The sequence below is a fragment of the Lysinibacillus sp. LK3 genome, from assembly GCF_001043675.1.
Lineage (GTDB): Bacteria > Bacillota > Bacilli > Bacillales_A > Planococcaceae > Lysinibacillus > Lysinibacillus capsici.
This window is the reverse complement of record NZ_LDUJ01000009.1, coordinates 21,227-34,161: the sequence shown is the minus strand read 5'-3', so window position 1 is coordinate 34,161 and position 12,935 is coordinate 21,227. Positions and strand designations below refer to the sequence as shown.

At 38.4% G+C, this 12,935-nt stretch carries 12 protein-coding genes and 1 other annotated feature; of the genes, 7 read left to right on the top strand and 5 right to left on the bottom strand.

What is annotated here, in order from left to right:
• Positions 1–5 precede the first annotated feature (5 nt).
• Positions 6–1,103, bottom strand: coding sequence for a sugar diacid recognition domain-containing protein (locus VK91_RS06285; protein ID WP_048391786.1), 1,098 nt, complete (start codon positions 1,101–1,103; stop codon positions 6–8).
• 165 nt (positions 1,104–1,268) lie between these two features.
• On the opposite strand from VK91_RS06285, the gene VK91_RS06280 reads away from it, so the two are divergent.
• The 5 genes from VK91_RS06280 (at position 1,269) to VK91_RS06260 (ending at position 6,170) form a co-directional block, all read left to right on the top strand.
• Entirely contained in the window at positions 1,269–2,408 is a 1,140-nt protein-coding gene (locus tag VK91_RS06280) for a glycerate kinase (RefSeq protein WP_048391783.1), read from the top strand.
• The gene (locus tag VK91_RS06275; protein ID WP_048391781.1) at positions 2,409–3,755 is read left to right on the top strand and encodes a GntP family permease; all 1,347 of its coding nucleotides are present in this window, start codon (positions 2,409–2,411) and stop codon (positions 3,753–3,755) included. It begins immediately after the preceding gene.
• Positions 3,756–3,824: 69 nt separating this feature from the next.
• Positions 3,825–5,015, top strand: a complete 1,191-nt coding sequence (locus VK91_RS06270) for an MBL fold metallo-hydrolase (RefSeq protein WP_048391779.1) — start codon at positions 3,825–3,827, stop codon at positions 5,013–5,015.
• Positions 5,002–5,250, top strand: coding sequence for a DUF3006 domain-containing protein (locus VK91_RS06265; RefSeq protein ID WP_048391776.1), 249 nt, complete (start codon positions 5,002–5,004; stop codon positions 5,248–5,250). The genes VK91_RS06270 and VK91_RS06265 overlap by 14 nt, the downstream gene beginning before the upstream one ends.
• 131 nt (positions 5,251–5,381) lie before the next feature.
• Positions 5,382–6,170: an HAD family hydrolase gene (locus VK91_RS06260; RefSeq protein WP_048391774.1), complete on the top strand. Its 789-nt coding sequence runs from the start codon at positions 5,382–5,384 to the stop codon at positions 6,168–6,170.
• A 44-nt stretch (positions 6,171–6,214) separates the two neighbouring features.
• Here the strand turns inward: VK91_RS06260 and VK91_RS06255 are convergent, their stop codons facing one another.
• The 3 genes from VK91_RS06255 to serA form a co-directional block, all read right to left on the bottom strand.
• Positions 6,215–7,138: a hypothetical protein gene (locus VK91_RS06255; protein WP_048391771.1), complete on the bottom strand. Its 924-nt coding sequence runs from the start codon at positions 7,136–7,138 to the stop codon at positions 6,215–6,217.
• Entirely contained in the window at positions 7,128–7,631 is a 504-nt protein-coding gene (locus VK91_RS06250; protein ID WP_231595599.1) for an RNA polymerase sigma factor, read from the bottom strand. The genes VK91_RS06255 and VK91_RS06250 overlap by 11 nt, the downstream gene beginning before the upstream one ends.
• Positions 7,632–7,727: 96 nt before the next feature.
• Positions 7,728–9,341, bottom strand: coding sequence for a phosphoglycerate dehydrogenase (gene serA, locus VK91_RS06245; protein ID WP_016992109.1), 1,614 nt, complete (start codon positions 9,339–9,341; stop codon positions 7,728–7,730).
• A 159-nt stretch (positions 9,342–9,500) separates the two neighbouring features.
• Positions 9,501–9,742, bottom strand: a binding site (T-box leader).
• Positions 9,743–10,146: 404 nt separating this feature from the next.
• Between serA and VK91_RS06240 the strand changes: the two genes are divergently transcribed.
• Entirely contained in the window at positions 10,147–11,796 is a 1,650-nt protein-coding gene (locus VK91_RS06240) for an FAD-binding dehydrogenase (protein WP_048391767.1), read from the top strand.
• 13 nt (positions 11,797–11,809) lie between these two features.
• Positions 11,810–11,932: a hypothetical protein gene (locus VK91_RS23185; protein ID WP_255349860.1), complete on the top strand. Its 123-nt coding sequence runs from the start codon at positions 11,810–11,812 to the stop codon at positions 11,930–11,932.
• Between the two features lie 6 nt (positions 11,933–11,938).
• Here VK91_RS23185 and VK91_RS06235 read toward each other — a convergent pair whose 3' ends face one another.
• Complete coding sequence (locus VK91_RS06235) at positions 11,939–12,910, bottom strand: rhodanese-related sulfurtransferase (protein ID WP_048391765.1); 972 nt, start codon at positions 12,908–12,910, stop codon at positions 11,939–11,941.
• Positions 12,911–12,935 lie beyond the last annotated feature (25 nt).

Sequence of the window (12,935 nt, the reverse complement as noted above, 5' to 3'; positions counted from 1 at the left end):
TCTGTTCAGATTGCCTTCATTGTTTGTAGTGTTCGTAATGTACAGGCCATTTTTAGCAGAACAGCATCCTCAAAGTATTGCGGATCATAGCCTGTTAATTCCCTTATTTTATTTAAACGATAAGTAAGTGTATGTCGATGAATATTCAATTGCTGAGCACAATGCTTTAGCTGTAAATTACAATCAAAAAACGATTGTAATGTTTCCAATTGTTTAGCGTCTAAATTTTTGAGTACACGACGGTAAAATGCTTGTACCTCCTCCGATTCACGATGTTTAAAAAGGGAATATAACTCGACATCTTCAAAAAAAGTCAATTCATTATTGATTGCAGCAAATTTTAGAGCTGTTTTGGCACCTTGGTAGCTATAGGGAAGCTGAGATAAATGTTGAACCACAGGCCCTACACCAATTTGAAGGGAGGGAAGTTTCTGCTTCTGCTTACGCAGTGCTTTTATAATAGGACGGCAATTTTGCTCCATACAACTTGTTAGTAGGATATAGTATTCCTGTAATTGGCTATGACCAGCAAGAATAGGCTGTTTGTAAAATAGATCCTCAAAAAAGAAGGGTATTGTATTTTCTGCGTAGGATGCTTCATTTAAGCTCACTAAAATCACCTGAAAAGGGCCAGAAAGAGCAAATGGTAATTTCTGAATCCGTTCAGTTAAGGTTCCGTCTAGCTTACTTCCATGAACGAGTGCTTCAAATATGTAATCGTTATTCTTTCGTTGCCATTCGCTTTTAGATTCAACAATCGCTTGATGGGCCATAATCTCTGTTGTGAGTTGAACGAGATTAGCAATTTCAAGCATATCCTCTGAATCTCCTGTAATACCTATAACACCTACAACCTCATCTTGGTACATAATTGGCATATTGATGCCTGGTTTTGTGTTTGGATAAAGTGCTATATTTTCCTCATTTATAATTAGAGTCTCTTTTGTCTGTGCTACGTATAGTGCACCTTCATGAATATTTTCCACCCTCATTTTATCCCCAGAAGCTAAAATGACTCCACTTGGGCTGATAACATTAATATTGTGACGCAAGCGCAACATCGTTTGATGGACGATGTCTTCTGCTAACTTTTTTGTCAACATGTTTATACACCTCGCATAAAAAACAGCCTGTTATATGACAGATAAATTGTACACCTATTATAATGTTTTCTGAATTTATTGTCATTATAATAAATTGTAAGCGCTTAACTTAGGGATATGAAAATTTACGTAAATGTCAATGGACGACATAAGTGGAGGTATATCATGAAAGTTATCATTAGTCCAGATTCCTACAAGGGTACTCTGTCAGCAGTTGAAGTAGCAAAGGCAATGCAAAAAGGAATCTTAGATGTGGATCATTCAATTGAAACAATTATACTACCAGTGGCAGATGGTGGTGAAGGTACACTGCACTCACTTATTGCCTCTACAGATGGCCGATATTGCTCAGCAACTGTGCTTGATCCATTGGGAAGAGCTATCCAGGCTCAATATGGTGTACTGGGCGATCAAGTAACCTGTGTAATAGAGATGGCTCAAGCATCTGGTATTATGCTGTTACAAGAAAATGAGAAAAATCCTGAACTTGCTACATCTTATGGCACAGGACAATTAATTAAAGCCGCACTTGATCAAGGTTTTAGAAAATTTATTATTGGCATTGGTGGGAGTGCTACAAATGATGCGGGTACTGGTATGTTACAAGCATTAGGTGTGCGGTTATTATCAGCGGAAGGGGTGGAACTTGAGGCTGGTGTTTCTAACCTTATGCAATTAGATGTCATAGATATGAGTCTACTAGATACTAGATTAGCAGAAGCAACATTTACGATTGCCTGTGATGTGGATAATCCGCTTATTGGTGAACGAGGAGCCACTGCTATCTTTGGTCCACAAAAGGGTGTTCAAAAACACCAGGTCGCTGAATTTGATCGTTGTTTAAAGCATTTTGCAGATATTGTTGAAGCTCAATTTGCTATACGATTACATGACTATAAAGGTGCTGGAGCCGCTGGGGGAATGGGGGGCGCATTAATCGCTTTTTTAAAAGGAACCTTCCATGCAGGAATTGACCTTGTGCTGGACGCTGTACAACTTCAGGCTCATTTAGCAGAAGCACAGTTAGTGATAACGGGTGAAGGAAAATCTGATCTTCAAACATTACATGGTAAGGCACCATTAGGTGTAGCAAAAGCTGCAAAGCAAGCGAATGTAGAGGCGATGCTGCTGTCTGGAGGAATTGATACCAAGGCAAATGCAGCATTACAAGCGTATTTTACAGTTGTTGAGTCATTGGTAGATGAGGAGATTGATGTGCAGCAGGCAATGCAAGAACCTGCACACTTTATTCGGTTAAAAACTAAAAGAATGATAGAGCGTTACTTACAAAAGGGGGATGTCTAGATGTTGTTCATTATTATATTAATAGGGGTATTATTTGTTGTCTTAGGAACAGCTAAGTTAAAGCTTCATCCGTTTTTAGCTTTATTAATCAGTGCTTTCTTCGTTGGAATTGCTTCAGGTATGCCATTGTTGACAGTAGTGGAAAGCATTAATACTGGATTTGGAGGCTTAATGACAAGTATTGGTTTAGTCATTATTGCTGGTACTATTATAGGCTTAATATTAGAAAAATCAGGTGCTGCTTATCGAATGGCAGAAGTAGTGTTAAGAATTGTAGGACCTAAACGTCCACAATTAGCGATGTCTTTAATTGGCTATATCGTATCCATACCAGTATTTTGTGATTCTGGCTTTATTATTTTATCCAGCTTGCAAAAATCATTAGCAAAGCGAGCAAATGTTACGATTGCATCTATGGCAGTAGCTTTAGCAACTGGCTTATTTGCGACGCATGTATTAGTACCACCAACTCCAGGTCCTATTGCAGCAGCAGGAAATATTGGCGCAGCAGATTATTTAGGAACAGTCATTGTCATTGGTTTATTAGTCGCGATACCAGCGACATTCGTAGGTTATCTATGGTCAGTAAAAGTTGCGACAAAAATTCGCGTTCCTGAAGATGAGGTAGAGGCATTAGATTATGAGGAAGTCATTAAATCCTTTGGTAAAATGCCCTCAACATTTAAAGCATTTTTACCAATCGTTCTGCCGATTGTGTTAATTGGTTTGGGTTCTATAGCAGCATTAGTTGGTGATACGGAAGCGACTTTCAATACCATCTTTAAATTCTTAGGTTCTCCAACAGTGGCCTTATTTTTAGGTGTAGCAGCAGCCTTTTTATTATTACCTGAAATCAATGAAACGACATTAACAGGTTGGATTGGCGAAAGTCTAAAAGAAGCAGCACCAATTTTACTTATAACAGGGGCTGGTGGTTCGTTTGGAACTGTTATAAAAAATGCTGGTGTTGGAGAAATGCTTCAAGAAATGGATTTAGGTATGTTTGCCTCAGGTACATTATTCCTTCTTGTGCCGTTTATAGTAGCAGCAGCGTTGAAAACGGCTCAAGGTTCTTCTACAACAGCTCTTGTGATTACATCTACTTTAGTAGCCCCAATGCTTGTGACATTGGGAATTGATGGAGCGGTACCATTAGCATTAGTGGTGATGGCAATAGGTGCAGGAGCAATGACAGTTAGCCATGTGAATGATAGCTTCTTTTGGGTGATTACGCAGTATAGTGGTATGGAAGTAACACAAGCCTATAAAGCCCAAACGGTGGCCACATTACTTCAAGGGCTTGTGACTATTATTATTACGATGATTTTATGGTGGATATTTGTTTAAAGTAAAAGGAGAGCAGCCCATGGCTAGCTCTCTTTTTGTATAATAGGAAAATAGAAAGGAAGTTAGTAGATGAAAAAAATAATAAAGGTATTACTCCTTTGTCTTTTTTTATTAGCCGGCTGTAACGAGGCAGTCAAGACAGAGAAAATTCCTGTAACAGCTGGTCATGAAATGCAGGTTCATTTTATTGATGTAGGACAAGGGGATTCTATACTGATCGAATCACCAAGTGGTAAAACGATGCTTATAGATGGGGGAGTGAAGGGCGCAGGGCAACAGATTGTCTCTTATTTAAAAGAACTTGGGATAAATAAGCTTGATATTGTAGTAGCAACACACCCAGATGCTGATCATATTGGAGGGCTTATTCCTGTATTAGATAACATGACGATTGAGCAATTTTATGATTCGGGAAAAGTACATACATCGCAAACCTTTGAAGAGATGCTGACACGTATCGATGAAAAAAATATTCCTTATCATGTGCCAAAAATCGGCGATGATATCGAATTTGATAAGGATGTAAATGTGAAAGTTTTAAATGCCAATGATCAGGCTACAGACAATAACGATGCCTCCATTGTCTTAAAAATGACTTATGGGAATGTCTCTTTTTTATTGACAGGAGATGCGGGAGTGGCATTAGAAAAGGAAATGTTGCAGTATGATGTGAAAGCAACAGTTTTAAAAGCTGGACATCATGGCTCTAACACAAGTAGCTCAGAGGAGTTCATTCAGGCTGTAAAACCAGAGGTCACGATATTAAGTTATGGAGAGGATAATAAGTATGGACATCCACATGCAGAAATTGTGGACCGTTTGCAGGCTATTGGTAGTAAAATATATGCCACCGCGGATTTAGGAACGATTACGGTGTCCACAGATGGGGTAAACTATACGGTGAACGGTAAGGAAACTTCTAGTGTAGAAACTGGTAATATACTATCTAAAGAAGAACCGACAACAGCTATTGAAATCGTTAGCAAGGATCTTGTTACTGAAATTGTAGGAATTAAAAATAGTGGACAACACGCAGTATCTTTAAAAGATTGGCAGCTTATTTCAATTGAAGGGCATCAAGTTTATAACTTCCCTAATCTTTCTTTACAGCCAGGGAAAACGATTTATATTACTAGTGGAACCAATGCACGGGAAGGGCAAAATTATTTGAAATGGACAACTAAACAAATTTGGTTAAATGCTGGAGATGCTGCGCAATTACGGAATGAGAAAGGGGAACTTGTAAGTGAGCTTGAGTAAATACACATTGGACCGTATTGAAGATGGCTATGCGGTTTTCTTAAAGTTTCCAGCAGAAGAGGAACAACTCATTATTTCACAGTCAGCCATGAACAAGCCTGTGCAAGTAGGTGATCGTGTTCAGATAGAAGAAAAAGATGGTATTTACCATATTGAAATTTTAAAAGAAGAAACACAGCAAAAAAGAGCAGACCTTCAGAGTTTAATGAATCGTTTACGAAATAAAAATAATTAATACATGACAAGCTGTAAGATTTGACGTACAGCTTGTTTTTAGATACAGGAATTGTACTTAAATTGTTATCCTAAATATTTTGAAAATATGCTAAAATAGTAGTATTAATCGGGAGCTAGGAGCGGACAAAAATGTCGATAAATACAATTATTTTTGATTTAGATGATACACTACTATGGGATAAAAAATCAGTCAAAACTGCATTTGAAAAAACATGTGACTATGCAGCAACAGTACATAATGTGAATCCTACTGAGCTAGAGGAAGCTGTTCGCCGAGAGGCACGTGCTTTATATGAGGGTTATGAAACATATGATTATACGGTATTAATTGGTATCAATCCATTTGAAGGACTTTGGGGAACGTTTGACGACTCGACAGACTCCTTCCAAAAAATGAAGGAAATTGTTCCTAGCTATCGTGCAGCGGCTTGGACAAAAGGGTTAGCTGCTCTTGGTATTGAAGATACAGCGTTTGGAGAGGAGCTAGGAGAGCGCTTTGTAGCCGAGCGTAAAGTAGCGCCATTTTTATACGAAGATACTTTTGCAGTGTTAGATGAATTAAAAGGAAAATATCAGCTTGTATTGCTTACAAATGGCGCACCAAGTTTGCAAAATTTAAAGCTAGAAATCACACCAGAAATTGCCCCATATTTTGATCATATTATTATTTCAGGTGACTTTGGTAAAGGTAAGCCGGACGCATCTATTTTTGAGTTTGTGATGGAGAAAGCAGGTATTACAGCGGACGAGGCAATTATGGTTGGCGACAATCTTAATACTGATATTTTAGGATCATCTCGTGTGGGAATGCGCAATGTATGGATTAATCGTGAAAGCAATATCGCCAACGGGGCTGTGACACCTACCTATGAAGTGGATTCTTTGACAGCGTTGTTGGAGCTTGTAAATAAGCTATAGTATAAAAATGTACTGACCCTTCATGGAGTCAGTACATTTTTTTATTAAAAATAGACATTCAGTCCAAGGTATAAACATGTAAAAGCTATCGCTATACAAAGCTGAACAAGAGCGCTAGCAATTAAGTAACCCTTAGGTTCACCAGCCTTTTTACGATAATAGATTTGCATAAAGGAGTAGAGTGAGAAAAGGCCATAAATAATTGTTGCATGAATTGTATGGTGGACAAGATAGATACCAAATGAAATACCTCCAAACAACACGAGCATGATGGCATTGGCAATAGCATGCTCAACTGTCGCAGCGAAAAAGCGACGTTCTGTATAAGGCATTCTTTTTTTAGCAATCCATAGGATGAAATGCATAAGTAGGATGAAAATGTTCCCTAAAATAAGTTTCGTCGACCGCTTCTCATCATAAAAATAGCGTAGAGAGTCAATTGATTCTTCAATCAGAAAGGCTTGCTGGGTTTCAATATTGAAGAAAATCTTGTTATTGAGTACCTTCCATTTCTCTTGTGTACGGTCATTATAGAGAATCAAAATATCATAGATAGTACCACTTTTCCATTGACTAGCGGATATTGTTATAGGAGAAGCGTTGTCCCAATTCTGTTGTAGCTGTGTGATAGCCTTTGAATGAGCATAGCATTGCTGAGGAACATAAAGGCAAGAATCCTTTGCTATAAAGGTATCCTTGTTCAGATTCTCCTTTAAGTAGACACGTTGGATGGCTTTGGAGGAATCCATTGTCATAGGAGAATCAGTCGGACGTTGAACAAAAGTTAAAATTAATAAAGAAAGAACTACTATAAATAGCACTGACACAGACGGAATATTCCATCCGTTTCCAGTAGTTTGTTTACTAATTACTGAGGGCTCTGTCATATTGCGTAATAATTTTTTTTGCTGCTGATCAGATAACATTAAATCATCTAAGTGTTGCCATGTCTTCTTATCATTCTTCATCCATCTCACCTCCTAACTGTTTTTTTAATGCGATGAGTGCTCGTTTTAATGTGTTTTTTACTTTCCCCTCATTCCAGCCAAGAATAGCGCAAGTTTCTTCGATGGAAAGCCCCTCTATTTTGCGCAGAATGATCACATCACGATAGGTAATTTTTAGTTTTCGAATTGCAAGATACAGTATCTTGGCATCTTCTCGTTGCATCAGCCATTGATGAGGAGAAGGTGACGCTTGTTCTTCATGCTGTTGTAAAAAAGGGACAAACTGAATAATCCTTTTCCGACGATAATGATCATAGGCAAGGTTACGTGCAGTGCACCGCAACCAAGCGAGATCGGCTCCTTCTTTTATTGTTTGGTGATGGTTCAAATAACGGACAAAGGTTTCCTGTGTATAATCCTCCGCTAATTTTTCATCATTTAGTAAGTAATATAAGTATTTAAAAATGGTGTTATTATGTAAGTAAAATATTTCTTCTATGTTCAAGCTGAACACCTCCTTTTCTTTAAAGACGAAGAACTCATAGAAAAGTATCATTTTCCCAAAATAAAAAGCAGAGAGTAGAGACTCCCTGCTTCTTGCTATTATTAATTATAGGTTAATGGCTTTTACCTCATCAATGTTTTCAAGCTGTGCCACAAAAACTAAATCTTCTTCTGTTACAACATTATCAACCGTTAACATCATAACCGCTGTACCACCAACCTGTGCACGACCAACCTGCATTGTTGCAATATTGATTTCTTTTTCTGCAAGCTTTGTTGCTACACGGCCAATTGCACCTGGTTTGTCAGTATTTTTAATGTAAAGAAGGTGGCCTTGTGGAATGACATCTACAACATAGTCCTCTACTTTTACAATACGTGCACCTAAACCATTTAATAGTGTACCCGCTACAGTATGTGTTTCGTTAGCAGTAATAATTTCAATCGTAATTAAGCTAGTAAAGCCTTTTGCTGTTGTTGTTTTGTGCTCATTAATTTTCATACCAATACGTTCAGATAAGTAACGAGCATTCACATCATTGACATGATTACCGTGATTTTTAGACAGTAAACCTTTTAATGCATTTGAAGTTAATGGACGAACATCATAGTTTGCTACTTCTCCAGCATAAGATAGGTTGATTTCTTTGACTGGCTCTGTTGTCACTTGTGATAGGAATGAACCAAGTTTTTCAGCTAATTCAAAGAAAGGCTCAACTTGTGCAAGAAGCTCTTTAGGTATAGATGGCATGTTTACTGGATTTGTTACAGTACCTGTTTTGTAAAATTTAATGATGTCATTTGATACGTCAACCGCTACAGATTCCTGTGCCTCGATTGTAGATGCTCCTAAGTGAGGCGTTGCGATAACTTGTGGTAAAGTCAGTAGCTTATGATCTGTTGCTGGTTCAGAAACAAATACATCAAGAGCTGCTCCAGCCACTTTACCTGCTACGATTGCATCATATAAATCGTCTTCATTGATGATACCGCCACGTGCACAGTTAATAATACGTACGCCATCTTTCATCATCGCAAATTTATCTTTATTAATAAGGTTGCGAGTTTCAGGTAAAAGTGGTGTATGAACTGTAATGAAATCTGCAGCTACACAGATTTCTTCAACCGTTGCTTTTGTTACACCTAATTCTTTGGCACGTTCATCTGTTAGGAAAGGATCGTATGCCATAACATTCATACGTTGACCCTTAGCACGATAAGCTACTTCAACACCAATTCGACCAAAACCTACAACGCCTAAAGTTTTATTTTTTAGCTCCACGCCAACAAAAGATTTGCGATCCCATTTGCCATTTTTTAATGTATTAAAAGCTTGTGGAATATGACGGGCAAGTGAAGTCATCATCGCAATTGTATGTTCGGCAGCTGAGTTAGTATTACCATCTGGTGCGTTTACCACGATAATGCCGTGTTCTGTAGCAGCAGCAAGATCAATATTATCGACACCAACACCAGCACGACCAATTAATTTTAAGCTTTTTGCTGCTTCAATTACTTCACGTGTTACCGTTGTTTGAGAACGAACAAGTAATACATCTACATCAGCAATTTTAGCGATTAATTCTTCCGGTGCTAAACCTGTGTCTACAATAATGTTTAAATCTAAATCTTGTTCCTGGCGTAATGGGAAAATACCATCCTCACTTAGTGGATCAGCGATAAATACGTTAATAGTTCTTGTTTTTGTTGCAGTAGTCATTATAATTAGCTCCTTTTTTATCATTATTGGCTATGGCTTTATCTACGATAGTCTGAAATTTGTAAAATTCGAACATCTTACAGCATACAAACAATCTCCTTTCTAAATCGAAGACAATATAAAAAGCCTTCCACGCCTTACAAACACAGTTAGTGTGTTGTAAGGGGCGAAAGGCTGTATAAACTTTGGTTCGCGGTACCACCCTTAATCACTGCTGGAAAATTTATTCTGGCAGTCTTAGCTATATGCGTAACGTGCATGAGACGGATAAGCATACTTTTAAGTTGTTCAGCCTATCTATTCAGGAGTGGAACTATTATCGTAGAAATCACTGATTTGCACCAACCATCAGCTCTCTTTGGATTTTCTTGCGACTAGTGTGTCTCCGTCATTATATTTTTTGTGATTAAATTTGTTAACATCATAATCCCTATTGTTCACCTTTGTCAACGATATTTCTTAAAAACTTTAAAAATACTGACTTCAAAAGTCTGAAAAATAACTAAAAACGAATATTATTTATATAATAATGTTGTATTGTTCGTCTTTTTGGGGAATACAATGAAAGCGCTAACGATATTTGAAAAGTCCGATAGTATCAGGTTTCTGTGTAGTTTTAGCATGAAAAATTATATGGGAATTAAATGGAATAAAATAGAGGGTTTATGCTAATTATCCATGGATTTGTTCTAAGAAAGCGAACGTTTTTGTTTGTCACATTTTAGACAAAAATATAAAAAGTAGAAGGTAAACAGACTGTGAGAGAAGAATGTTAGTTAAGGATGATTGATTTGGGGGTGTAAGAATGAAGTACGATGTTGCAATAGTCGGTGCTGGTCTTGCAGGATTAGTCGCAGCTTGTGAATTAATCGATGCAAAGAAAAAAGTTCTTTTAGTAGATCAAGAGCCTGAAAATTCAATCGGAGGACAGGCATATTGGTCTTTTGGAGGAATATTTTTAGTAAATTCTCCAGAGCAAAGAAGGCTTGGAATTAAAGATAGTAAGGAGCTTGCATGGCAGGATTGGCAAGGAACTGCAGGCTTTGATCGTTTAGAAGATGAGGATTCCTGGGCGTATAAATGGGCAAGAGCATATGTCGATTTTGCTGCAGGTGAAAAATACGACTGGTTAAAGTCAAAAGGTATAAAGTTTTTCCCTGTTGTTGGATGGGCAGAGCGGGGAGGCTCATTGGCAGGAGGGCATGGCAATTCAGTACCTAGATTTCATATTGTCTGGGGAACAGGCCCTGGCATTGTAAAGCCATTTGTAGATAAAGTAAAACAGGCTATGAAAGAAGGATTCATTGACTTCAAGCCAAGACATCGTGTGGATGAATTTGTGCAGCAAGAAGGGAAGATTATAGGAATTAGCGGAACGGTGCTAGCTGAAACCTTTATTAATCGAGGTGAAAAGAGTTCGAGATTAGGAATCGGTGAATTTTCCTACGAAGCTAAAGCTGTGATTGTGGCAAGTGGTGGTATTGGGGCAAATTTTGATTTAGTGAGAAAAAATTGGCCTGCTCGATTAGGAACCCCTCCCAAAAATATGGTATGTGGTGTACCAGCTTACGTTGACGGAAGAATGCTAGAGATCACGGAACATGCTGGGGGACGCATTGTAAACCGTGATCGCATGTGGCATTACACAGAGGGTTTAAGAAATTGGGATCCAATATGGCCCAACCATGGAATTCGGATATTGCCTGGTCCCTCCTCCCTGTGGTTTGACGCAGAGGGGAATCGTTTTCATGCACCCAACTTTCCAGGGTTTGATACACTCAGTACGTTAGAGGCGATTCAAAAAACAGGTTATGACTATTCCTGGTTTATTTTAACGGAGAAAATTATTGAGAAAGAATTTGCTTTATCTGGCTCGGAGCAAAACCCAGATTTAACAAACAAAAGCATTGGCGATGTTCTAAAACGCATTTTACCAGGCCCACCTGCTCCTATCCAAGCTTTTAAAAATCACGGAGAGGATTTTGTGATTGCACATGATCTAAAGGAACTTGTAGATGGAATGAATAAACTTGCTGGGAATGAGCTACTTGATTTCATGAAGATTAAAGAGCAAATCTTGGCAAGAGATCGGGAAATGGACAATAAGTTTACAAAGGATTTGCAAGTAAACGCTATTCATGGAGCAAGAAATTATATTGGGGATAAATGGGTGCGTGTTGCCAAGCCACATAAAATTTTAGATACCAAAAATTGGCCTTTAATTGCTGTTCGCTTAAACATTCTAACAAGGAAAACTTTAGGTGGCTTACAAACAAATTTAAATGGCGCTGTTTTGGGCATGGACGGTCAGCCAATTCCTGGGTTATTTGCTGCTGGTGAAGTAAGTGGTTTCGGTGGCGGTGGCGTCCATGGCTACCGCGCTTTAGAAGGGACATTTGTTGGTGGTTGTTTATTTAGTGGACGCCAGGTAGGGCGTTATTTAGGGCAAGGATAAAGTGCATAAATGAATGAAGAGCATCGTTTTGATGAACGATGCTCTTTTTAAATGGATTGATAATGTTGGAGTAGATCACTATGCTGAAGTTTTGAGCAGAAATCCAACAGCAATGCGCACCTTGATTAAATTATGAAATGGATTAACAATTTGATTGTTGGACCTCTGCAATCTTAGCAATTTGTTCTTCAACCTGTTCCTTTGTCCAACCGTTTTCCTCCACGAAAAAGTTGCGTTCTGCACGGCGACAATCATCTGAACAGCTTCGCATGTAAAATGCCTCATGTTTTTCTTCACAAAGCATTAACTTATGACACGCTGGGTTTGCACAGTTTGTGTATCGTTCAGAAGGCTCCCCGGTGAAATAATCCTTCCCAACAATAACATGTTCCACCTGATTAATCGGTACACTTCGACGGCGGTCAAAAACAAACATTTGACCATCCCATAATTTACCTTTTACCTCAGGATCCTTCGCATATGTAGCAATACCGCCGTGTAATTGACCTACGCTCTTACCATAGCCCTCGCGTTTTAGCCAACCAGAGAATTTTTCGCAGCGAATACCACCTGTACAATAAGTTAAGATTTTTTTATCTGCAAAATCTTCTTTATGCGCCTCCATCCAAGCAGGTAGGTCACGGAAGTTTTCAATATCTGGTCGAACAGCCCCTCGGAAATGACCGAGATCATATTCATAGTCATTACGGGCATCGATAACCACGGTGTTGTCATCTTGCATCTGTTCCATAAATTCTTTAGGTGTTAAATAATCACCTGTGATTTCTAACGGATTGATATCCTGTTCTAAACCGAGGTGAACAATTTCTCGACGAGGACGTACATGCATTTTTCTAAAGGTATGCCCTTCAGTCTCATCAATTTTCCACATCATATCGCTAAAACGAGCATCTGCCTTCATATGATTCATGTAAGCATCTGTTTGCTCAATGGTACCTGATACAGTTCCGTTAATACCTTCGTAACCTACTAAAATACGACCAAGAAGCCCTATCTCTTTACACAATGCTAAATGTTCTTCTGCGAACGCTTCAGGATCTTCAATCGTAATATATTTATAATAAAGTAATACACGATAGTCTTTTTGTGTCAAAATACATTACCACCTTTATCTCGAT

Excerpts from the sequence above, each read along its gene's own strand:
- VK91_RS06285 (WP_048391786.1), bottom strand. The coding sequence starts at position 1,103 with ATGTTGACAAAAAAGTTAGCAGAAGACATCGTCCATCAAACGATGTTG.
- VK91_RS06280 (WP_048391783.1), top strand. The coding sequence starts at position 1,269 with ATGAAAGTTATCATTAGTCCAGATTCCTACAAGGGTACTCTGTCAGCA.
- VK91_RS06275 (WP_048391781.1), top strand. The coding sequence starts at position 2,409 with ATGTTGTTCATTATTATATTAATAGGGGTATTATTTGTTGTCTTAGGA.
- VK91_RS06270 (WP_048391779.1), top strand. The coding sequence starts at position 3,825 with ATGAAAAAAATAATAAAGGTATTACTCCTTTGTCTTTTTTTATTAGCC.
- VK91_RS06260 (WP_048391774.1), top strand. The coding sequence starts at position 5,382 with ATGTCGATAAATACAATTATTTTTGATTTAGATGATACACTACTATGG.
- VK91_RS06255 (WP_048391771.1), bottom strand. The coding sequence starts at position 7,138 with ATGAAGAATGATAAGAAGACATGGCAACACTTAGATGATTTAATGTTA.
- serA (WP_016992109.1), bottom strand. The coding sequence starts at position 9,341 with ATGACTACTGCAACAAAAACAAGAACTATTAACGTATTTATCGCTGAT.
- VK91_RS06240 (WP_048391767.1), top strand. The coding sequence starts at position 10,147 with ATGAAGTACGATGTTGCAATAGTCGGTGCTGGTCTTGCAGGATTAGTC.
- VK91_RS23185 (WP_255349860.1), top strand. The coding sequence starts at position 11,810 with ATGAAGAGCATCGTTTTGATGAACGATGCTCTTTTTAAATGGATTGAT.